Source organism: Pseudoalteromonas citrea, from assembly GCF_000238375.3.
Classification (GTDB): Bacteria; Pseudomonadota; Gammaproteobacteria; order Enterobacterales; family Alteromonadaceae; genus Pseudoalteromonas; species Pseudoalteromonas citrea.
The window spans coordinates 546,761-568,545 of sequence record NZ_AHBZ03000021.1 but is presented as its reverse complement, the minus strand read 5'-3'; the positions used below and the strand labels follow the sequence as shown (position 1 = coordinate 568,545).

The window sequence follows — 21,785 nt, the reverse complement described above, 5'->3', positions numbered from 1 at the left end:
TTTATGAATTAAAGGTTTCTAATTAATGTGTGAGTTATTAGGTATGTCTGCGAATGTACCAACAGATATATGTTTCAGTTTTTCAGGGTTATTAGAACGCGGTGGTAATACAGGGCCCCATAAAGATGGCTGGGGGATCACGTTTTACGAGGGCAAGGGCTGTCGGACGTTTAAAGATCCAGAACCAAGCTGTCAGTCAGAAATTGCTAAATTAGTTAAAGCATATCCTATAAAAAGTGTTTCGGTCATTAGTCATATTCGTCAAGGTAACCGTGGCAGAGTGTGTTTAGAGAATACTCACCCGTTTACACGCGAGTTATGGGGAAAAGAGATCACCTATGCGCACAATGGACAACTGTCTAACTATAATGATTTAAAACCTGAATTTTATCGCCCTGTTGGTAATACAGACAGTGAACTCGCGTTTTGTTGGTTGTTAGATAAGATCAGAGAAAAATACCCAAAAAAACCTTCAAATATGGCGGTGGTTTTTCGATATGCGGCTAGATTAGCGGCTACGTTGAAAGACAAAGGTGTTTTCAATATGTTGCTCACTGACGGGGTGTATGTACTTGCGTATTGTACGAATAACCTGCATTGGCTTACTCGCAGAGCGCCATTTGGCAAAGCAACGTTGATCGATGCCGATATGGTGGTGGACTTTAAAAAAGAAACTACACCGAATGATATTGTCAGTGTTATTGCAACAAGGCCATTAACCAACGATGAGCAATGGCAAAAGATGGAGCCAGGTGAATTTGTCTTATTTAAACTTGGTGAAAAAATTTAAGCTTAGTGCTTACCTTTAGTACATAAACAGTACCGCAGATTTACGCTACGGTACTGTTTAAGGTTATTTTACTTCATACTTCGTCATCTGTACTTGAAATTGTTCTATGCCTTCTTTGCCTTTGTACATTTTTACTAACATATAGTCATATTCTGGTGCGAGCCATACAGTGGCTTGACGCTTATTATTATCATATAGTCTTTTAACCCTGACTGTTTTAACGTTGCCAATGGGTAGTGTAATCGTTTCGTGGCCTTCTACTTCAAAGTCGTAATTACGTTGATTTCCTTTTTTATCTACAATCGGATAGCTCACCTTAGTTTTGCCCGCTTTAATATCACGGCGTAGTTGTATTTGGTAAGTTTGAGCATCTTGTTGTTCAGTTTGCCAAGTAATATCGAGCGGATATTTCTTTTTATTTGAGGTGATTGTTTTTTGAGTGTGATCAAAGCTGACTGTGTATTCTTTATCTGGGCCAGTCCCGCTGCGAGTCATATCATAATGAATGGGTTGTGCACGATTATCATCAAACGTAAACATGGACGTTTCTATACGTTTGTCATTGAAAATCATCCACTTGATATCACTTTGATACTTTAGTTGGTATGTACTTCCATCTATTTTACTAAGATCTCGAGTGGCAGAGCCTTGGACAGAGCCTTTACGGAGTATTTGGTACTCTGCATGGTAGGGGGTGAGGGTATTGGCAAATAATGAAAAAGAAAAGAAAGCGCTTAACCCGACAAGCCAAGCGCCAATTTTTTTATTCTGGGTACGCTGCGCCTTGAGCTGGAAGGGGTTGGTCATCAAAAATGGCATAATCTGCTTCCATTGTTAGTCTGTGTTCGCTGAACCACTTGACCACCAAAGGATAGATAATATGCTCTTGTTCATGAACGCGCTTAGCGAGGATCTCTGCTGTATCATCCGCCAAAATAGGTACTTTGGCTTGTAATACAACGGGACCACCGTCTAGCTCTTCCGTTACAAAGTGTACGCTTACACCATGAACATCGTCTTTTGCATCTATTGCTCTTTGATGGGTATTCAGCCCTTGATACTTAGGCAACAAAGAAGGGTGAATGTTCAACATTTTCCCTTTAAATTTTTGCACTAAGCGTGGGGTTAGAATACGCATAAATCCAGCTAATACAACTAAATCTGGATTAAATGAGTCAATTAATGATGCAAGTTCAACATCATAGTCTTCACGTGATGGGTAATCTTTATGACTCAAAATACAGGTTTCGAGGCCTGCATTTTGAGCTCTGACTAATCCATATGCATCAGCTTTATTGCTGATCACGGCGCAAATCTCGCCATTAACTTCGTTGTTTTGGCAAGCATCTATAATGGCTTGTAAATTTGAGCCACTACCAGATATCAATACAACTAAGCGAGATGGCGTCATTAGTCTTTACCAGCAACGATTTCGACTTGCTCTTCGCCTGCATTTGCATCTTGAATTTCACCAATGTGCCATGCTTGCTCACCTTGTGCATTAAGTACGTCAAGGCTCTGTGCTAGCTTGTCAGCAGGAACGACTAAGATCATGCCAACGCCACAGTTAAATGTACGGTACATTTCGTGCGTGCTGATGTTACCGTTTTCTTGTAACCAGTTGAAGATAGCCGGCCATTCCCAGCTATCGCCTTTAACGACGGCTTTTGCTGACTCAGGTAATACGCGTGGAATATTTTCCCAAAAGCCACCACCTGTAATATGAGATAGTGCATGAACGTCTACGTCTTTCAACAACTCAAGAATTGACTTAACATAAATGCGGGTAGGCTCAAGTAGGTGTTCACCTAATGTCTTACCTTCAAATTCAGCATTTGTATCAGCACCAGACACTTCTAGTACTTTACGAATTAAAGAATAGCCGTTTGAGTGAGGGCCACTTGAAGCAAGTGCGATTAATTGATCGCCCGCTGCTACTTTAGTTCCGTCAATGATTTTAGACTTTTCAACAACACCAGTACAGAAACCAGCCATGTCATAGTCTTCACCTTCGTACATACCTGGCATTTCAGCAGTTTCACCACCGATAAGTGCACAGCCTGAAAGCTCACACCCTTTACCAATACCAGTTACGACGTCAGCGGCTGTATCAACATCGAGTTTACCAGTTGCATAGTAGTCCAAGAAAAATAGGGGTTCAGCACCTTGGACAATCAAATCGTTTACACACATAGCAACAAGGTCGATGCCTACTGTGTCATGTTTTTTTAGGTCAATCGCTAGACGAAGCTTAGTGCCCACGCCGTCAGTACCAGCGACTAATACAGGCTCTTTATAACCAGTAGGAAGTTCGCACAGTGCGCCAAAACCACCGATCCCGCCCATTACTTCTGGACGACGAGTTTTTTTCACTACGCCTTTAATGCGCTCTACTAATGCATTACCGGCATCAATATCTACGCCTGCGTCTTTGTAGCTAAGAGACTGTTTTTGATCGCTCACGGGTTTTCCTCAAAAAATTGCTTTATGGATTGCTTAGAAACGCGCGTATTTTACAACAATTGACTAGGGGCGGCTAGCGTAAATATGACAGATCCCACCAGCAAGTCATGATAAGTCTCTAAATAGGGCGTGTTTTATAATAGTAACAGCAAGTTAGTTGTAAATTACGAGGCGCACAGATTGTTAGTTTTGAGAAAAGGTATAGGAAAGGGGGTTTATATGTGTCCGGTGGTAAACACATATAAAACCGCTTGTTTAAATTAATAAAAAAATATGAGTTTGGTGGTTTTCTCGTATTTTTATTGAGTTGTTACGCTTGTGCAGTCAGTATTGCACGTAGCGGAGCAGGGTACCCTTCAATGGTTTTTGTTTTATCATTTGGGTCTAAAAAATCTGCTAATGATTCGGTTTCCATCCAAGGTGTTTGGCGCTGCTCATCTAGCGAAGTGACATCATTATTAACGACTTTTACGTTTTTGAAGCCAACACGCTCTAACCAGAGAGTCAGAGCTGCGGTGCTGGGAATAAACCACACATTGCGCATTTTTGCATAGCGATCGGTTGGCACGAGTACCGTGTTAACATCGCCTTCAATGACCAAGGTTTCTAATACAAGCTCCCCGCCAGGGCGCAATTGCGCTTTTAATTGAGATAGAAAATCTATGGGCGAGCGGCGGTGATAGAGTACGCCCATTGAGAATACCGTATCAAAACTTTTGAGCGCCGGTAGCTGTTCAACACCCAGTGGTAATAAATGGACGTTTGGATCCGGGTTAAAATGTTTGATTGCTTGAAATTGAGATAAAAATAGATCAGAAGGATCAATGCCGACAACGAAGTTTGCACCCGCACCACGCATACGCCACAGGTGGTACCCTGAGCCACAGCCAATATCAAGCACACTGCGTCCGTGTAATGGAGAAATATGTTCGACTAATCGGTCCCACTTCCAGTCGCTACGCCATTCTGTATCAATATGGATACCATGAATATGAAAAGGGCCTTTTCGCCATGGCATCATTTTTTTTAGTAAATGGGTTAATTGTTTAGTGTGTCCATCGGATAACTCCTCAGCTAAACCAAACTCAACTTTATCGGTAATATTAATATGCTCAGAGTTTGACTCAGGCAGGTTTTTTAGAACCTTTTCCCATTTTGGCCAGTCGCCGTGCTGTGCTTCTTTTTGCCAGTGGCTCAGTTGTGCTGGCAGCGTTTCTAGCCAATGACTATGAGACGTTTTGGCAATGGCTGCGTAAAAGTCGGTAAACCAAGAATTCATAATGACTCCGTTATTTGATGGCAACAAGTGAGCAAAAGTTAAAGCACTGGTACCAAACCTGAGTTTGGCTGAAACCAATATTGTTTAGTCGTTCGAGATGGGTAGACAGGGTATTCGGTCGCATTACATTCTCGATGGCGGTGCGTTTTTGGCTTATTTCTAATTCAGAGTAGCCGTTATGACGTTTAAAATCATGATGAAGGTCGATGAGTAGGTTATCAGTTAACTCATTTTCACCTTTAATTTTTTCACTCAGCAACAATACGCCACCCGGTTTTAAGCTGTTGAATATGCGTTGAAGTACGTCTTCTCGTTGTTCTTGCGGAATAAACTGTAAGGTAAAGTTGAGTGCGACTACACTGGCATTTTTAAGCTCTAATTCAGTTACATCACCTAAAACGACGTTGACAGGTACGTCGGATTTAAAGCCTTTTAAATGCAATTGACAGCGCTCGACCATGGCTTTTGAATTATCAACGGCGATGATCTCACAGTTTTGTTTTTCGATGTTACGACGCATACTTAGCGTGACCGCGCCTAATGAGCAGCCTAAGTCGTATAAATTGGAGTTGCTTTGTGCGTATTGTCCCGCGAGCTTGCCCATAGTGCTAACAATGGTTGCATAACCAGGTACTGAGCGTTGGATCATATCAGGAAATACTTCGACCACGTTTTCGTCAAAGCTAAAATCTTTTATTTGCTGCTCAGTGGCATAAATACTGTCTGTGCCAGTCACAATTTGTCTCTCTTTCTAAATAATCTGGTTATTTTAACATTTTATACTGGATAGTCAGTGATAATTTCAGTAGCTTGGCTACTATTAATGATAAGAAGTATAAAAGAGACGAAAAATGGCGAGAAATAAAGTAATTAGCACAGAAGATATTCTATCCACATTGTGCAACTCGGTGACTGAAGTATTGTCTTCCGCAAGTGGCAATCAAATTGCGTACTCAGCAATGGTTCAAAAAATCACGCGCACATGTATGCGCCCAGACATTGGTTGTTTTGTGTTGTTTGACGGTGGGTTTACAGGGTTAGTAGTGACAAATTTTACCGCGCAGTCAGCAATGGAAATTTATCATGACTATATGCGTAACATGGGAATGCCAGAAGAAGAAATAGCGCATAGCCATTTATCAGATGATGTATCTAACGTGATGGGTGAGCTCATGAACCAGATTGTCGGTGACTTTACTGGTAAAGTGCGTAGTCAATTGCATACATCAATTACACAAAATCAACCTAAGATGATGGCAATTAATAAACAAGTACAAATTTCGGTCGATACAACGATGGACAGACCTCAAGCTCGTCGTGTTACATTTACAACTCAGAACCAAAATATTTTTTATCTAGAATTGGCCATGGACAAAACTGAGTTCATTAAACTGCATGATTTTGATATTGCTGAGGCTGTTGATCCTGATGATATTATTGCTAATCAAGCCAGTGATGATAAAGCAAAAAAAGCAGCTGCGTCTGAAGCGACTGACGTAAGCGATGATGACTTTATGGCTGAGTTAGGCCTATAAGGTTACGTGCTCTGTGTTGTGCTAACTCAGTGATACTGATATTAGCGCAACCAACCATTCATCAGATGTATTTTAGGCTATCGAAGCACTTTGCACTTTTGTAATATGAAATTAGCGTGTTCATATACACAGTACTCATTACGCCTACTGCGCCACATTATTACACTTACATTGAAAAGGCGTCTCTTTGCCATTCCTATCATGACTATAACAGTCTTACTTTTCGTAGAAACTCATTTCTTGATGCTGTAATACCAAAAATAGGCGTAAGTCTAACTCTAGCTTATGATATTCAGGCTCCATATGACAGCACAATTGGTAAAATGCTTTATTGTGGTCTTTTTCTTTAAAGTGGGCTAATTCATGCACAACTAACATTCTAAGTAAGGGTTCTGGTGCATATTTTAATTGGTCTGCAATTGCAATTTCATGCTTAGCTTTGAGTTTTCCACCATGTTGCTGACTTTTAAAGGTATGCGTACCCAGTGCATTTTTTACCAAGTCTTTTTGTTTTTTATAAGCAACATTGGATAACTTTGGCGCATTCTTTAAGTAACGCTGTTTAAATTCATTGGTGTATTCAAATAACTGTTTCTGAGACCTAAGTTGATGTGCGCTTGGATATTTTTTTTTAAAATAAGTTGCCAACTGATTAGAGTTAATTAACTGTGACACTTGCTGCTGTATGTTTTCAGGATAATGCTGAAAGTAGTGCTTAAAATCCATAAAAAACTCGTTAGGCTAAAAGTGATAGTTATTATATGCTAATGCGCAACAAGGATCCGAATAGTTTGAAAAAGTATGTATAAAGCGAGTTGTTTGTGTGGGACCGTAAAAGTAGAAATTCATGGGCCGATCACCGATATCATTCATTGCCATTGTTCTTTGTGTCGTAAATCAACAGGTACCGCGTACGCTACGAATGGTTTTGTAGAGATTGATTTATTTAAAGTAGTGGAAGGGCGCGAGGACATCACACACTTTCAGTTTAAGCCTGGTCGCAAGCGCCATTTTTGTCGCCATTGTGCATCTCCGATTTATAGCTCAAACAGTGACAACCCCAAAAAAGTTCGATTCCGATTAGGGATTTTAGATACACCAATTTCTGAACGACCGATATCACATAATTTTGTTACATCAAAAGCTGATTGGGAGGATTTAGACGTTAAATTGCCGCGTTATGAACGGTTTGAACCTGGTCGTGATTAGCAAGGTATAAAGCCTGCTATATTGGCAGGCTTAATTTGAAATTAATAACTAGTTTCTATTGTGCAACAAGATGAAGCGAATGATTGTGCTTCTTTTTGTACTGTTTTTCTGTTCGCTTGTAATGTCTCTTCAGTACAGCAAACGTGATCACCTGAAATACCACCGGCTATTTTTTGGGTAGCGACAGGTAGTAAAGTTTTATCTTGTGAAAGAGTTTTGATGTTCTTTTTTTGTAATTTTAATAACATGCTGATTCCTTGTTGATTTATTTATCATCCACTAGCAGTGTACCTATTAATTTGTTTAAAAAGCAAGCCTAGTTAAAATAAGCTATTTTGACTAGGCTCTAGCTCAGCAGGAAACTTACCTAAGGTTGCAGATGGATGTGCCAAATCGGCTATAAACTGTTTAGCGAGCAACGGTGCATCATAATTATCGGCAGTATGAAAAAACAAATAGGGTGTTTTCCCTTCATCTAACCAATGTCGAATCTTATTTAACCAAGGGCGATATAATTTTTTATTTGCTTCTAAATCCGAGCATCCTACGTATCGAATTACAGGCGCTTGAGCGGTAGAAATGACGTGTAATGGTACTTTTGGCTTCTTTTTTTGTGCATCAATGATTGCCTCAGTAACGGGTGGCTCACTAAATAGTGGCCGAGTATCCATCATGATACGATTGTAATTATGAGCGATTAAAAATTGATTAAATTTTGTTTCATTAGCTGCTTTGTCAAAAAAATCGAGGTGACGTACTTCGATACCTAATGGTAAGTCCTGAGGTAATAAACGAGTAAAGTCATTTATGGAGGCTAGAAAGTTAGGGCCACAGCTTTTCGGTAATTGCAGCATAATTTGCCCAATATTTTCAAACAACGGTTCAAAGAGTTTTAGCCATACGAGCAAGTCGCTTTGGCAATTCTTTAGTGCCATATCATGAGAAAACCGTCTTGGGACTTTAAAGGTAAATTTGAAGTGGTTAGGCACACTGTTTTGCCATTTTAGAATGGTTTCAGGTGTTGGATCAGCGTAAAAACTGGTGTTGCCTTCAACAGAACTAAAAATTTGGCTGTATTGCTCGAGCATGTGTTTTGGTTGGCAGTCTCGGGTGAAAAACCGGCCTTTCCAATGTGCTGAGCTCCACTGAGGGCAACCTATATAAAGCATAAAATGCGAGATCCAAGAACGATTAAGTACATTAATTGTATCAAAACTCATTAATCGTTGGGAAATTTGCTTACTTATGTCGATCAAGGATGACTTTAAGGTGTAATTTTATATAATTGGCGGTAATTTTTTTAAATTAACCTAATTGGTTGTACTTTGATGCAGCTGACTAACAGGAATACTATGCGCTCGATATATTGTGGGAACTTAAATAAAAGCCATGTTGGCGAAGAAGTAGAATTATGTGGCTGGATAAATAAACGCCGTGATTTAGGTGGCTTAATTTTTATCGACCTACGTGATCGTGAAGGACTTGTTCAAGTAGTCTTTGACCCAGAAGTTGAAGGGCTAATGGATACTGCGAACACACTTCGTCAAGAATTTTGCGTGCAGGTAAAAGGTACCGTTCGAGCGCGTCCTGATAGCCAAGTAAACAAAGACATGGCAACAGGTGAAGTTGAAATTTTGGGCACGGGATTAAACATTATTAACCGTTCAGAGCCATTGCCACTGGATTTTAATCAGCAAAACTCTGAAGAGCGCCGTTTAAAGTACCGTTACTTAGATCTTCGCCGTTTAGAAATGAGCGATCGTATTAAGCTAAGAGCAAAAGCGAGTAGTTTTGTTCGCCGCTTCTTAGATGGTAATGATTTCCTTGATATAGAAACGCCAGTACTTACTAAAGCTACGCCAGAAGGCGCTCGCGATTATTTAGTACCAAGCCGTGTTCATAAAGGTAGCTTTTACGCTTTACCACAATCACCACAGTTGTTTAAACAATTACTGATGATGTCAGGTTTCGATCGCTATTATCAAATTGTGAAATGTTTCCGTGATGAAGATTTACGTGCTGACCGTCAGCCTGAATTTACCCAAATCGATTTAGAAACATCGTTCATGAGCTCAGACCAAGTACGTGCGATGACTGAGCGTTTAGTAACAGAAATGTGGCAAGAGCTACTTGACGTTGACCTAGGTGCATTCCCGGTAATGGCTTACAGCGAAGCGATGCGTCGTTTTGGTTCTGATAAACCAGACTTACGTAACCCGATGGAGCTTATAGACGTTGCTGACTTAGTTAAAGACGTTGAATTTAAAGTACTTGCTGCGCCTGCTAACGATGAAAAAGGTCGTGTAGCGGTATTAACCGTTCCAGGTGGTGCCAAACTGTCTCGTAAGCAAATTGATGAATACACAAAGTTTGTGGGTATTTATGGTGCCAAAGGCCTCGCTTGGATGAAAGTGAATGACCGTGATGCAGGTATTGAAGGGGTTCAATCACCCATTGCCAAATTCTTAAATGAAGAGGTGATCAATGGCTTGCTAGAGCGCACTAACGCACAAACTGGCGACATCCTGTTATTTGGTGCCGATAAGCGCAATGTGGTTAATGAAGCAATGGGCGCGCTACGTTTGAAAGTAGGGTTAGACCTAGAATTGACTGACTTAAACAAATGGGCACCATTATGGGTTGTTGACTTCCCAATGTTTGAAGAAGATGACGAAGGGACTTTGCATGCGGTTCACCACCCGTTTACTGCACCAAAAGACATTACAGCTCAAGCGCTAGAATCTGCACCAGCAGGAGCAATTTCTGATGCGTATGATATGGTTATCAACGGGTATGAAGTGGGCGGTGGTTCTGTGCGTATTCATACTGCGGATATGCAAGAAGCGGCGTTTAGAATTTTAGGCATAGAAGAGCAAGAGCAGCAAGATAAGTTTGGCTTCTTATTAGATGCACTTAAGTACGGTACACCACCACATGCAGGTTTAGCATTTGGTTTAGACCGTTTGGTAATGTTGCTATGTGGCACTGATAACATCCGTGATGTGATAGCATTCCCTAAAACAACCCAAGCATCTTGTTTATTGACTGATGCGCCAAGCCTAGCCAATCCAGACTCTTTAAAAGAGTTAGCGATTGCAGTGGCTAAAGTTGAAAAAGAAGCCGTGCAATCAGACGGTGAGTAATACGTATAAGCGAATATAACGCGAGAAAAAGGCGACTATAAATGGTCGTCTTTTTTATACCTGCTATAGTATTTAACTGGTAATTCATACAGTATTTTGGCATGATGCAAAAAAACGATTTAGGATTATGTTTTGGCTACTATTTTGGGCATTGACCCGGGTTCTCGATTTACAGGCTATGGCGTTATCGTGCACCAAGGCAGTAAATTTCAATATTTGGGTAGTGGTTGTATCAAAATAGGGGAGTTTGATTTTCCGACTCGTTTAAAAATGATTTATCAAGGTGTAACGCAGCTGGTAGAGCAGTTCCAGCCAGATAGTTTTTCTATTGAACAGGTCTTTATGGCCCATAACCCAGACTCAGCTTTAAAGCTTGGTCAAGCCCGAGGTGCGGCGATTGTTGCCGCTGCCATGCAGGATATCGCGGTACATGAATATTCAGCAAGGCAAGTCAAACAAGCGGTGGTTGGTAATGGGGGGGCGAAAAAAGAACAAGTTCAAGAAATGGTGAAGCGTATCCTAAAGTTGCCTGGCACCCCCCAAGCTGATGCCGCAGATGCTTTGGCTATTGCGATTTGTCATGCTCATTCTGAGCAAAGCTTAATTCGTCTTGCTGGTAGTGCAACAAAAACTGTACGCCGTAGATTGAGGTAAAAAATAGATGATTGGAAGACTGAGTGGAATTTTATTAGAAAAACAGCCGCCAGAAATATTACTTGATGTCGCTGGCGTTGGTTATGAAGTACAGATGCCCATGACCTGTTTTTATGAATTACCGAATTGTGGTGAGCAAACTGCGGTGTATACGCACTTTGTGGTAAGAGAAGATGCGCAATTATTGTTTGGTTTTAATCATAAAAAAGAACGCGCCTTGTTTCGAGAGTTAATAAAAGCCAACGGTGTTGGACCAAAATTGGGGCTGGCTATTTTATCGGGTATGTCAGCGGAGCAGTTTATTCACTGTGTTAACAACGAAGATGCCACGACGTTGGTAAAGATCCCTGGTGTCGGTAAAAAAACGGCGGAACGTTTGGTACTTGAGATGAAGGACAGACTCAAGAATTTTGGTCATGATTTACTAACGCCGTTTAGTGACGGCGCGGTGATTGCACCACAAGAAAACCCAACGGTTCAGGATACGCCAGCTGATGATGCAGTTGCTGCATTACTGGCTTTAGGCTATAAACTAGCACAAGCACAAAAAGCGGTTAAAGCAGTGTCAAAACCTGATATGGGGACTGAAACACTGATAAAAGAAGCCCTTAAGTCAATGATGTGATAACGCATGATAGAAGCAGATAGATTAATTGAGCCTGAAGTACAAGGCAATGAAGACAGTGTTGATAGGGCAATTCGACCGAAATTACTTGCTGATTATACAGGTCAAGATCATGTAAAAAAGCAAATGGCGATTTTTATTGAAGCCGCCCGTTCACGGGAAGAAGCGTTGGACCACTTGTTGATTTTTGGACCACCAGGGTTAGGCAAAACCACGCTGGCAAACATTGTCGCAAACGAGCTTGATGTAAATATTAAAGCGACATCAGGGCCGGTACTTGAAAAAGCCGGAGATCTGGCGGCCCTATTAACGAACCTTGAAGAAGGTGACGTATTATTTATTGATGAAATACACCGGCTAAGCCCGCAAGTTGAAGAAATATTATACCCCGCAATGGAAGACTATCAGTTAGACATTATGATAGGCGAGGGACCTGCTGCCCGCTCAATAAAGTTAGAGCTGCCGCCGTTTACCTTAATTGGTGCAACAACCAGAGCGGGATCACTTACATCTCCCTTACGAGATCGTTTTGGTATTGTGCAGCGATTAGAGTTTTATTCGGTATCGGATCTATCAACGATTATTTCTCGCTCTGCATTTTACTTGGATTTAGGAATAAGCCCTGAGGGCGCAGATGAAGTTGCACGTCGCTCTCGTGGCACGCCTCGCATCGCTAATCGATTATTACGTCGAGTGCGCGATTATGCACAGGTAAAGAGTGATGGCAAGGTAAGTGCACAGATCGCTAATCTTGCGCTTGAGATGGTTGATGTAGATAAGCGAGGCTTTGATTATATGGACCGCAAATACTTATTGGCCATTATTGAAAAGTTTATGGGTGGACCAGTTGGTCTAGATAACTTGGCCGCAGCCATTGGGGAAGAGCGAGAGACCATCGAAGATGTTATTGAACCATTTTTGATCCAACAAGGCTTTATTCAGAGAACACCTAGAGGGCGCATTGCATCAAATGCAGCTTATCTTCATTTTGACTTAGCTGTACCCGAGTCATAGCAATCTTTTAGTCACCGATTAAAATCCATAAAACTCAGCAGCCGCTGAGTTTTTGCTTTTAAGTTCTCGCTCAACACGCATGTTACTGCGTGAACTTATAAACCCATAACCTTAAGCACTTGCATAATTTCCAGGGTCAACCCCATTCACACTGTGCACTTGTTCGAACAATCGCAAATAAGGGTTTTACGTTGTAGCTATATACTTTCTTGTGTCGAGTAGCCTTATATTTTTATAATTCACACAAATTTCAGGCAAAAAAAAGCCCGCAAAAAATGCGGGCAAAACAACAAGTTGAAGGAAGTAATCCAGGGGTTGATAAGTTAACGTTGGTTTTATCCTCGGCGCTCTTATCACAGCAATACGAAAAATCAGAATCCTATTGCTAACAACTGTGCTTTTGCATAATAGATGCTGTGTGCTCAGTACAGGGTGTATATTAAAGAGGTTTGGGTAATTCATCAAACTAGAAAAATTATTTTTTCAAATTAATAAATCTAATGCGAGATGGTTTTATCTTGTCCCTGTTGTTTTTTATTTAATCAGTAATAATTTTTAAGTTGTTGTTTTATATTAAAATCATATTTTTATTGCTTGTTTTTTTGTATTAGTTTATTTGTTGTTAATTGGTATTACCAATGTGTTTTTGGTGGTTTATTCTAATATTTTGCATAAACTGCGAGTTTTATGCAGCTACCATTCATAAATACGCGTTTATTATTCATGACGATCATTTTTCGAATTAACTATGTGAAGGTTCTGTTTATCGCACTGATATGTTTTTTGCGTATTTATCGCCAAATACCGTAATTTCATAGTAATGAGATTGTCAGCGCAGATATGTGTGGGTAAACTAACTGAACCTTTATAGTCGCTTACAGTCAATCTTGTAACCAGCTATAGCGCAAGACAAAGCCGACACACTATTTCTTAGGAGTATAATTACGTGGAATCGGGACTAAATTTTATTGATCTCATATTAAAAGCCAGTGTGCTAGTTCAACTTGTGATGTTGGCACTCGTAGGCATGTCTATTGCTTCATGGGCAATCATATTTCAACGTAGATCAATCATCTCAAACGCAATGGATAATGCGAAAAAGTTTGAGCAAAAATTTTGGTCCGGAATGGACTTAAGTAAACTGTATAACGAAGTAACAGCGCGTGCAGTTAACCCGCAAGGTTTAGAAGCGTTGTTTGTATCTGGCTTTAAAGAATTTGCTAGACATAAAAAGCAAAGTACTCAGTCCACAGGACTGGTTATTGAAGGCACACACCGTTCTATGCGCGTCGCGTTATCTCGTGAGGTGGAAAAGCTTGAATCGAGCTTGTCTTTTTTAGCGACTGTTGGCTCGATAAGCCCATATGTTGGTTTATTTGGTACTGTGTGGGGGATCATGAATGCATTTATTGCGTTAGGTGAAGTCAAACAAGCAACGCTACAAATGGTTGCGCCAGGTATTGCCGAAGCCTTGATTGCCACAGCAATGGGTCTATTCGCCGCTATCCCAGCGGTTATGGCATATAACAAGTTTGCTAAGAGTGTCGAGAAACTTGAAACGCAGTACATTAACTTTATGGAAGAGTTTGCCAATATACTTCATCGCCAGGCCGCAAGCTCTGCTGAGGTAAAGCAACATGTATCAGCGTAAAAAGCGTCGCCCAGTCGCAGAGATCAATGTTGTGCCCTATATCGATGTGATGTTGGTACTTTTAATCATATTCATGGCCACTGCACCGCTCATTACCCATGGGGTTAAAGTAGACTTGCCGCAAATGCAAGAGTCAGACTTAGTTAAAACAAAAGATGCGCCGCCGATAATAGCCTCGATAGACTCAGAGGGGCGATATTTTGTCAGTGTCGGAACTGATCCTGAAGCGCCGATGGATGCGGTTGAAGTGGCGGCGGTTATTAAATTGAAATTACAGCAAAACCCTGATACGCCAGTGATGATAAAAGGCTCGGGTAGAGTGTCTTACCAAGAAGTACTCCTTCTTATGGATTTCTTAAAAAATGCGGGCGTTCCCTCTGTTGGCCTGATGACAAAATCATTTGAGGAGGGCTAATGGGTGCATTACAAAGCGGTATTTTAAAGTCGCTGGTACTACATTTTGCTTTGGCCGGAATATTATTTGCTTCAGCCAATTTCCATACGCCTGAACCTACTGTGATGGAAGTGACATTAAACCCAGAAATTACTGAGCCTTTAGATGAAAAGGTGGTTTCAGCCATTTCTGTCGATCAGTCTGCCGTTGAGAAAAAAATAGCAGAGCTTAAAACGCAAGAGCTAAATAAAAAGCGAGCGGAAGAAAAGCGCATTCGTGATTTAGAGCGCAGAGCGAGTCAAGCACGTAAAGATAGAGAAGCTGAAGCACGACGTATTAAGAAGCTAGAGCAGCAGCGTAAAGCTAAAGTAGCCGAGAAGAAAAAGGCCGAAGCGCAAGCCAAAAAAGCCCGTGAAATAGAGAAAAAGCAACGCGCTCAAGCCGATAAAGCACGCGCTGAAAAGTTAGCGGCAGAAAAAGCAGCAAAAGCAGCATCGAATAAACGCAAAGCGGAAGAAGATGCGCTTAAAAAAGCTGAAGATGCTCGCAAGCGTCGTGAGGCTGAAGAAAAACGTAAAGCAGAGGCAGCAGAAAAAGCGCGTCAAAAGGCTTTACAAGAGCAGCTAATGCAAGAGCAGTTAGCAAAAGAGCAGGCAGCGCGTAATAAAATACGTAAACAGCAGGTATTATCGGAAGTTGATAAATACAAAGCACTGATCATGCAGCGCATACAGGCAAACTTGTTAATCGATGAAAAGATGAAAGGCAAACAATGCCGAGTCAATATTCGTCTAGGCTTTAATGGTTTGGTGACTGACTCACGCTCCTTAGGCGGTGATAAGCTAGTCTGTGAAGCAGCATTACGTGCAGTAAGAATGGCCGATACACTGCCAGTTTCAAAAGAGAAAGATGTTTTTGAACAGCTTAAAAATATTAATTTAACAATTAAACCTAATTTATAAAGGAAGTTTATGTTCAACCGAATAAAAGCATTATTGGTTATTGTTGCTTTGGGCATGTCAGGCGTTGCGAATGCAGCGCTTGAGATTGTTATTACAGAAGGCGTTGATAGCGCGCGCCCGATTGCGATTGTTCCTTTTAAATATGAAGGCGTTGGTGAAAAACCAATGCGAGTGAGTGAGGTTATCGCAGCTGATTTAACCCGCAGCGGTAAATTTAAGCCTCTTTCATTCACTGAATTACCTCAATTGCCAAGCACAGATAAAGAAGTTGATTATACTGCGTGGGTAAATAAAGGGGTTGAAGCGGTGATTGTTGGCACTATTGTGCAGCAGCCTGGCGGACGTTACTTAGTTAAATATGAATTGATTGATGTGATCAGAGCACAAATTACGGGTGGTGAAACGCGTATGATGAGCAATGGTCAATTAATGAAAAGCCAAGATCACGTACAAGAAGCACGACAAAGTGTAATATCTAGCGATGGATTCAGACAGTATGCACACCAAATAAGCGATGTGGTTTATGAATCATTGACGGGAGAACGCGGTGCGTTTAGAACCAAAATTGCGTATGTTATTGTGCGTGATACAGATGATAAACCTTACCAGTTAGTCGTAGCAGATTATGACGGGTTCAATGAGCAAGTATTATTACGCTCAAAAGAGCCTTTAATGTCGCCATCATGGTCACCAGATGCTAATAAGTTAGCGTACGTTACGTTTGAAAATCGCCAGTCACAAATTTATGTGCAGGATATTTATACCGGCAAACGCGACTTGATCACGAGTTACCCGGGTATTAATGGCGCACCGCAGTTTTCACCTGATGGAAAGCAGTTGCTAATTGTACTTTCTAAAGATGCAGGTGGTGCAACAGAGGTGTACCATTATGACTTACAAACACGTAAAGAACGTCGTTTAACACGTCACCGTAGCATAGATACTGAGCCAAGTTGGCACCCAAATGGCAAAGAAATTGTGTATACGTCTGAAAGGGGTGGTAATGCCCAGATTTATAAGTTAAATTTACAAACTGGTAGGTCAAAGCGTATTACCTTTGACGGCGATATGAATTTAGCAGGGTCAGTGACACCTGATGGGAAGCATTTGGTAATGGTAAATCGTACCATTGGCAAATATCATATTGCTAAAAAAGAATTGAGATCTGGGCTATTTCAAGTTTTAACAAGAACTCGCCTAGACGAATCTCCGAGCATAGCGCCAAATGGCTCGATGATTATTTATAGTACGCTGCATAACAACAAGCAGGTATTGGCTTTAGTGTCTATGGATGGGCGGTTTAAAGCGCGACTTCCGGTTTCTGATGGGCAAGTGAAAGCTCCAGCTTGGTCGCCATTTTTACAGTAATTTTGCTGGTTAGATTTTAAGATATAGGAATATACTCGATGCAACTTAACAAAACATTAAAAGCTCTATTAGTGGCGTTGCCAGTAATGACGCTAGCCGCGTGTAGCTCATCTTCAAGTGTAGATGAAGGTGCTGCAAATGAAAGTAACCAAGCAACATCTCAAGAAAATAACAACGTTGATGTAAATACGATTTCACGTGTTAAATCAGCAGAAGAAAAGCTTCGTGAGAAATATGAAGCACTGCGTCAAGAGCAGATCATTTACTTTGATTTTGATAAATCAACAGTACAAGGTGCTTACGCTGAGCTTTTACAAGCACATGCTGACTTCCTGGTTAAAAACCCAAGCGTAAAAGTATTGGTTGAAGGTCACGCTGATGAACGTGGTACGCCAGAGTACAACATTGCACTAGGTGAAAGCCGTGGTAAGGCCGTAGCTAAATACTTACAAAGCTTAGGTGTGTCTGATAGCCAAATCTCAGTTGTTAGCTATGGTGAAGAAAAGCCAATGGTTAAGTCTCGCACTGAAGAAGCTTTTGCTAAAAACCGTCGTGCGGTTTTAGTATACTAATTTGATAAGAGATATTATGAAGCCAACGAAACTATTGGCAGCCATAATGATTCTGAGCGGGAGCACCCAAATTTTGGCTGCTCCCGCTCCTGTTTCTGAGGCTGCAAACTCGCAATCGTCTTTAGAGCAACGCATTGCGCAGTTAGAAAGCATGATGAAGACCCGCAACCTATTACAAGTAGAGCTACAGCAGCAGCTCGGCCTATTGCAAGACGAAGTAAGTCAGGTACGTGGTGTAACGGAAGAACAGAGCTACAAGCTTGAGAAGGTGTTACAGCGCCAACGTGAATTATACCAAGAAATAGAAAACCGCGTGTCTAAAGTATATGAGCAAGCGAGCACCACCGCAGCCACTGAGGTGGTGATAGATTCATCTCAAGCTGTCAGTAGTGATCTATCTGAAAATGAAGCGTACGACAAAGCCGTGGCGCTTATTATGAAAGATAAGCGCTATGATGCTGCGATCCCAGAGTTTCAGTCATTTTTGACGACATTCCCAACGTCGGTATATATACCTAACGCGCACTATTGGTTAGGGCAGCTTTTATCGATTAAAAATGACGATGAAAATGCGATTGGTCACTTTAAAACCGTGGTAGATAGTTTTGCTGATTCGAATAAACGCCCTGAGGCAATGTTAAAACTGGGTACGCTCTATGAAAAGCAGGGAAAAGTAGAATTGGCTAAGTCTGTTTTGACAACATTGCTAAATGAATACCCAAGCACAACGGCTGCAAAAATGGCCACCGAGCGTTTATCTAAGATCTAAAAGCTCGATTTTTTGCCACTATGGTTTAAAATTAAGCGCTTAGGCATAAAAACTGAAAAAAACTACGTATTTAAGTTGCACTCATTTTTTAAATAAGTATTATAAGCGCCCGCAGCAGGCGATTGGTTCAAACCAAACTGCTGCGACTAAGTGGGTCATTAGCTCAGTTGGTAGAGCAGTGGACTTTTAATCCATTGGTCGATGGTTCAAGTCCATCATGACCCACCACTTAGTTTGCAAAATAGTCAGTAGTATTAGAGCGGGTCATTAGCTCAGTTGGTAGAGCAGTGGACTTTTAATCCATTGGTCGATGGTTCAAGTCCATCATGACCCACCATTTTGCAGGTTAACTTAAGTGATATTCAGAGCGGGTCATTAGCTCAGTTGGTAGAGCAGTGGACTTTTAATCCATTGGTCGATGGTTCAAGTCCATCATGACCCACCATCCTTTGAAGATATTGATTTCCCGAGCGGGTCATTAGCTCAGTTGGTAGAGCAGTGGACTTTTAATCCATTGGTCGATGGTTCAAGTCCATCATGACCCACCATTCAATATTTACAAAAACTGATATCCAGAGCGGGTCATTAGCTCAGTTGGTAGAGCAGTGGACTTTTAATCCATTGGTCGATGGTTCAAGTCCATCATGACCCACCATTTAAGTTAACAGTACTGATAATTCGAGCGGGTCATTAGCTCAGTTGGTAGAGCAGTGGACTTTTAATCCATTGGTCGATGGTTCAAGTCCATCATGACCCACCATTTTGCATGTAAGTATTTTGATATCAGAGCGGGTCATTAGCTCAGTTGGTAGAGCAGTGGACTTTTAATCCATTGGTCGATGGTTCAAGTCCATCATGACCCACCATTCAATACGTTAACAATTCTGATATCTAGAGCGGGTCATTAGCTCAGTTGGTAGAGCAGTGGACTTTTAATCCATTGGCCGATGGTTCAAGTCCATCATGACCCACCATTTACGTTAACATTCCTGATTTCCAGAGCGGGTCATTAGCTCAGTTGGTAGAGCAGTGGACTTTTAATCCATTGGTCGATGGTTCAAGTCCATCATGACCCACCATTCAAAAAAAACGTCATATATTCTTAATTTTTCTATCCCAAAAGCGTCATTGACTATGATTGTTGTGTCTATTTCCGTATAATTCGCAGTAATTATGCAATGTGGACTATAGTGGTCGAGAAATGAGTCTAGCTGAACAAATCATGCCTGAGGATTATATCTTTCCTCCAAAACCTGCACCTTTAACTACTCAAGAACAAGATGAGTACAAAGCGCGGATAAAAACCCTATTAAAAGAAAAGAATGCGGTGTTAGTTGCGCATTATTATACAGATCCTGAGATTCAAGCTTTGGCTGAAGAAACCGGTGGCTGTGTTGCTGACTCTTTAGAAATGGCCCGCTTTGGTGCAAAGCACGATGCTGATGTGATTGTGGTTGCTGGTGTGCGTTTTATGGGTGAGACAGCCAAAATATTAACACCAAACAAAACCGTGGTCATGCCAACACTTGCAGCGACATGTTCGTTAGATGTTGGGTGTCCAATCGATGAGTTTTCTGCATTTTGTGATCAATATCCAGATCGTAAAGTCGTTGTTTATGCAAATACCTCAACGGCTGTTAAAGCGCGTGCTGATTGGATAGTAACATCGTCATGTGCGCTTGAGATTGTGGAGCATTTAGATGAGCAAGGTGAGAAGATCATTTGGGGTCCTGATAAGCATTTAGGATCTTACATCCAGAAGAATACGGGTGCAGACATGATCATGTGGAATGGTGCCTGTATTGTACATGATGAGTTTAAAACTAAAGCATTGAAAGATATGAAGGCACTTAAGCCTGATGCTGCCGTACTCGTTCACCCAGAGTCTCCTGCTGAGATTGTAGCTTTAGCTGATGCTGTCGGCTCTACGAGTCAATTAATAAAAGCTGCGCAAACGATGGATAACACGCAGTTTATTGTGGCAACTGATCGAGGTATTTTTTACAAAATGCAGCAGCTGTGCCCAGATAAAGAATTTTTTGCTGCACCAACGGCTGGTGAAGGTGCGACGTGTAAAAGTTGTGCACACTGTCCGTGGATGGCGATGAATGGTTTGAAAGCCATAGAAGAGTCTTTAGTGAACCCTGAAGGGAAAGAAGTGTTCGTTGACATGTCACTTCGCGAAGGTGCATTACGCTCATTAGATCGCATGTTAGACTTTTCGGCTAGCTTACAACGTTAAACTGTTTGTTAGTTGAGCAGTTAAGCGTGCTGGCTTAAAAAGAGCTTGCTAAAGTGCGTGGCTTTTCATAGTATTAGCCCCGCACTTAGGTGTATCGGAGAGGTGGCTGAGTGGCTGAAGGCGCACGACTGGAACTCGTGTATAGGCTAACCCCTATCGAGGGTTCGAATCCCTCCCTCTCCGCCATTTCCATCTAATACCATCTCACGTGTATTTTCAAATATAGTAGCTTTTCCTACATTAAAAATCGCTGACTAATTAGAGTTAATGATTAGCGATATACCAAGATATTCATAAAGTTTCTTGTAGTATATATCTCATATTTTAGTAAAACCATTTACAGTTAACCCGCCACAATTATAAAAATTCACTATTTATCATGCTAATTGACGGCGTGAAAGTCACGGCTATTTTAGTGTGTAGCTAGGTCAGTACTGTGGCAAGTAAACGATCACTTAACTGCCTTAATATCTCAGCTTGTCGTCGTGTTGCAGCGTAGGTGCGAATACCGTATATTCCCATCGCTAAAAATTGCGCGCGTTCTTTGGCGTCTGGCTTAGCGCTTATTTCCTGCCTTTCAATGCCATCTTGTATGACTTTGGCCAAGCTGTTTTCGAATGAGATAAGATTATTGGCTAGAACTGAAGAGATCTCGTCATTTTGTCCTTCAAGTTCGGTAAGGGTTTTAGTTAGCAAGCAAACTTGACCTGACTCGCCGTTTAAACATTCGTCGACAATAACATCGAGTAATGCGCTTAAAGCATTGTGCGCAGTTGTATGTTGAGAAAATAACGTTTCAAATTGTGCGTTACGGTCTTGTTGGTACTGTTCAATGGCACCAAGCAACAGGCCTTTTTTATTTTTAAAAGCACAATAAATAGAACCGGGGTGTAATCCAGTTGCTTTAGTTAAAGTTTGCATACTGGTTTTGTTGTAACCGTATTGCATGAACGTTGCCATGGCTTGGCGTAATACATGCTCTTTATTGAATTCTGCACTTCTCATTTGATGTCGAAATTGCCCACTAATTAGTAGAGATAATAACTTAATTTGATTGCTTATTCAAAAATGACTCTTGAATGATCGTTCAAATAACCATATATTAAATTTAAGCT

At 41.2% G+C, this 21,785-nt stretch carries 23 protein-coding genes and 10 tRNA genes; 24 read left to right on the top strand and 9 right to left on the bottom strand.

All coding sequences use genetic code 11. The features are described 5' to 3' along the window. The first annotated feature begins 25 nt into the window (after positions 1-25). Positions 26-790, top strand: coding sequence for a class II glutamine amidotransferase (locus PCIT_RS14385; protein ID WP_010365023.1), 765 nt, complete (start codon positions 26-28; stop codon positions 788-790). Between the two features lie 63 nt (positions 791-853). On the opposite strand, the gene PCIT_RS14380 is transcribed toward PCIT_RS14385, so the two are convergent. From PCIT_RS14380 to cmoA, 5 genes are all read right to left on the bottom strand, one after another. After that, positions 854-1,609 (bottom strand): DUF3108 domain-containing protein, encoded by a 756-nt coding sequence (locus PCIT_RS14380; RefSeq protein WP_010365024.1) that lies wholly within the window; start codon positions 1,607-1,609, stop codon positions 854-856. Next, on the bottom strand, positions 1,554-2,201 hold the full coding sequence (gene purN, locus PCIT_RS14375) for a phosphoribosylglycinamide formyltransferase (protein WP_010365025.1): 648 nt from the start codon (positions 2,199-2,201) through the stop codon (positions 1,554-1,556). The genes PCIT_RS14380 and purN overlap by 56 nt, the downstream gene beginning before the upstream one ends. Further along, the gene (gene purM, locus PCIT_RS14370; RefSeq protein ID WP_010365026.1) at positions 2,201-3,253 is read right to left on the bottom strand and encodes a phosphoribosylformylglycinamidine cyclo-ligase; all 1,053 of its coding nucleotides are present in this window, start codon (positions 3,251-3,253) and stop codon (positions 2,201-2,203) included. Before purM ends, purN begins: the two co-directional genes overlap by 1 nt. Before the next feature lie 310 nt (positions 3,254-3,563). Continuing rightward, the gene (cmoB, locus tag PCIT_RS14365; protein WP_010365027.1) at positions 3,564-4,532 is read right to left on the bottom strand and encodes a tRNA 5-methoxyuridine(34)/uridine 5-oxyacetic acid(34) synthase CmoB; all 969 of its coding nucleotides are present in this window, start codon (positions 4,530-4,532) and stop codon (positions 3,564-3,566) included. Between the two features lie 10 nt (positions 4,533-4,542). Beyond that, positions 4,543-5,268, bottom strand: coding sequence for a carboxy-S-adenosyl-L-methionine synthase CmoA (cmoA, locus tag PCIT_RS14360; RefSeq protein ID WP_010365028.1), 726 nt, complete (start codon positions 5,266-5,268; stop codon positions 4,543-4,545). A 115-nt stretch (positions 5,269-5,383) separates the two neighbouring features. Here cmoA and PCIT_RS14355 point away from each other — a divergent pair, with 115 nt between their 5' ends. Continuing rightward, positions 5,384-6,067 carry a DUF3334 family protein gene (locus PCIT_RS14355; protein WP_010365029.1) on the top strand — a complete coding sequence of 228 codons (684 nt, stop codon included), beginning with the start codon at positions 5,384-5,386 and terminating at the stop codon, positions 6,065-6,067. A 216-nt stretch (positions 6,068-6,283) separates the two neighbouring features. Here the strand turns inward: PCIT_RS14355 and PCIT_RS14350 are convergent, their stop codons facing one another. Beyond that, a complete protein-coding gene (locus PCIT_RS14350) occupies positions 6,284-6,793 on the bottom strand; it encodes a M48 metallopeptidase family protein (RefSeq protein ID WP_010365030.1) in 510 nt (169 codons plus the stop codon). A gap of 75 nt (positions 6,794-6,868) precedes the next feature. On the opposite strand from PCIT_RS14350, the gene PCIT_RS14345 reads away from it, so the two are divergent. Next, complete coding sequence (locus tag PCIT_RS14345; RefSeq protein WP_010365031.1) at positions 6,869-7,276, top strand: GFA family protein; 408 nt, start codon at positions 6,869-6,871, stop codon at positions 7,274-7,276. A 41-nt stretch (positions 7,277-7,317) separates the two neighbouring features. Here the strand turns inward: PCIT_RS14345 and PCIT_RS14340 are convergent, their stop codons facing one another. Then, positions 7,318-7,524 carry a hypothetical protein gene (locus PCIT_RS14340; protein ID WP_010365032.1) on the bottom strand — a complete coding sequence of 69 codons (207 nt, stop codon included), beginning with the start codon at positions 7,522-7,524 and terminating at the stop codon, positions 7,318-7,320. A 72-nt stretch (positions 7,525-7,596) separates the two neighbouring features. Continuing rightward, positions 7,597-8,445 (bottom strand): DUF72 domain-containing protein, encoded by an 849-nt coding sequence (locus tag PCIT_RS14335; protein ID WP_040697907.1) that lies wholly within the window; start codon positions 8,443-8,445, stop codon positions 7,597-7,599. A gap of 183 nt (positions 8,446-8,628) precedes the next feature. Between PCIT_RS14335 and aspS the strand changes: the two genes are divergently transcribed. From aspS to PCIT_RS14230, 21 genes are all read left to right on the top strand, one after another. Further along, positions 8,629-10,419 (top strand): aspartate--tRNA ligase, encoded by a 1,791-nt coding sequence (gene aspS, locus PCIT_RS14330; RefSeq protein WP_010365034.1) that lies wholly within the window; start codon positions 8,629-8,631, stop codon positions 10,417-10,419. Positions 10,420-10,551: 132 nt separating this feature from the next. Then, positions 10,552-11,073, top strand: coding sequence for a crossover junction endodeoxyribonuclease RuvC (gene ruvC, locus PCIT_RS14325; RefSeq protein ID WP_010365035.1), 522 nt, complete (start codon positions 10,552-10,554; stop codon positions 11,071-11,073). A gap of 7 nt (positions 11,074-11,080) precedes the next feature. Continuing rightward, the gene (ruvA, locus tag PCIT_RS14320) at positions 11,081-11,698 is read left to right on the top strand and encodes a Holliday junction branch migration protein RuvA (RefSeq protein ID WP_010365036.1); all 618 of its coding nucleotides are present in this window, start codon (positions 11,081-11,083) and stop codon (positions 11,696-11,698) included. A 6-nt stretch (positions 11,699-11,704) separates the two neighbouring features. Continuing rightward, positions 11,705-12,712: a Holliday junction branch migration DNA helicase RuvB gene (gene ruvB / locus PCIT_RS14315; protein ID WP_010365037.1), complete on the top strand. Its 1,008-nt coding sequence runs from the start codon at positions 11,705-11,707 to the stop codon at positions 12,710-12,712. Between the two features lie 946 nt (positions 12,713-13,658). Then, positions 13,659-14,363: a protein TolQ gene (gene tolQ, locus PCIT_RS14310; protein ID WP_010365039.1), complete on the top strand. Its 705-nt coding sequence runs from the start codon at positions 13,659-13,661 to the stop codon at positions 14,361-14,363. Further along, positions 14,350-14,778 (top strand): protein TolR, encoded by a 429-nt coding sequence (gene tolR / locus PCIT_RS14305; protein ID WP_010365041.1) that lies wholly within the window; start codon positions 14,350-14,352, stop codon positions 14,776-14,778. The genes tolQ and tolR overlap by 14 nt, the downstream gene beginning before the upstream one ends. Continuing rightward, entirely contained in the window at positions 14,778-15,719 is a 942-nt protein-coding gene (gene tolA, locus PCIT_RS14300; RefSeq protein ID WP_010365043.1) for a cell envelope integrity protein TolA, read from the top strand. The genes tolR and tolA overlap by 1 nt, the downstream gene beginning before the upstream one ends. Before the next feature lie 9 nt (positions 15,720-15,728). Further along, positions 15,729-17,087, top strand: coding sequence for a Tol-Pal system beta propeller repeat protein TolB (tolB, locus tag PCIT_RS14295; protein ID WP_010365046.1), 1,359 nt, complete (start codon positions 15,729-15,731; stop codon positions 17,085-17,087). Between the two features lie 38 nt (positions 17,088-17,125). Beyond that, positions 17,126-17,659 carry a peptidoglycan-associated lipoprotein Pal gene (pal, locus tag PCIT_RS14290; RefSeq protein ID WP_010365048.1) on the top strand — a complete coding sequence of 178 codons (534 nt, stop codon included), beginning with the start codon at positions 17,126-17,128 and terminating at the stop codon, positions 17,657-17,659. A 16-nt stretch (positions 17,660-17,675) separates the two neighbouring features. After that, complete coding sequence (gene ybgF / locus PCIT_RS14285; protein ID WP_010365050.1) at positions 17,676-18,428, top strand: tol-pal system protein YbgF; 753 nt, start codon at positions 17,676-17,678, stop codon at positions 18,426-18,428. A 152-nt stretch (positions 18,429-18,580) separates the two neighbouring features. After that, a tRNA-Lys gene (locus PCIT_RS14280) sits at positions 18,581-18,656 on the top strand. A gap of 33 nt (positions 18,657-18,689) precedes the next feature. Then, a tRNA-Lys gene (locus PCIT_RS14275) sits at positions 18,690-18,765 on the top strand. Positions 18,766-18,797: 32 nt separating this feature from the next. Next, positions 18,798-18,873: transfer RNA gene (locus PCIT_RS14270), tRNA-Lys, on the top strand. A gap of 27 nt (positions 18,874-18,900) precedes the next feature. Further along, a tRNA-Lys gene (locus PCIT_RS14265) sits at positions 18,901-18,976 on the top strand. 31 nt (positions 18,977-19,007) lie between these two features. Continuing rightward, positions 19,008-19,083 (top strand) — tRNA-Lys (locus tag PCIT_RS14260). A 29-nt stretch (positions 19,084-19,112) separates the two neighbouring features. After that, positions 19,113-19,188 (top strand) — tRNA-Lys (locus PCIT_RS14255). 30 nt (positions 19,189-19,218) lie between these two features. After that, a tRNA-Lys gene (locus PCIT_RS14250) sits at positions 19,219-19,294 on the top strand. Between the two features lie 32 nt (positions 19,295-19,326). Then, a tRNA-Lys gene (locus PCIT_RS14245) sits at positions 19,327-19,402 on the top strand. Positions 19,403-19,431: 29 nt separating this feature from the next. Then, positions 19,432-19,507, top strand: a tRNA-Lys gene (locus PCIT_RS14240). A 122-nt stretch (positions 19,508-19,629) separates the two neighbouring features. Further along, entirely contained in the window at positions 19,630-20,670 is a 1,041-nt protein-coding gene (gene nadA, locus PCIT_RS14235) for a quinolinate synthase NadA (protein ID WP_010365051.1), read from the top strand. A 96-nt stretch (positions 20,671-20,766) separates the two neighbouring features. Beyond that, positions 20,767-20,856, top strand: a tRNA-Ser gene (locus tag PCIT_RS14230). Positions 20,857-21,093: 237 nt separating this feature from the next. Here the strand turns inward: PCIT_RS14230 and PCIT_RS14225 are convergent. Continuing rightward, complete coding sequence (locus PCIT_RS14225; RefSeq protein WP_010365052.1) at positions 21,094-21,675, bottom strand: TetR/AcrR family transcriptional regulator; 582 nt, start codon at positions 21,673-21,675, stop codon at positions 21,094-21,096. Positions 21,676-21,785: the final 110 nt, after the last annotated feature.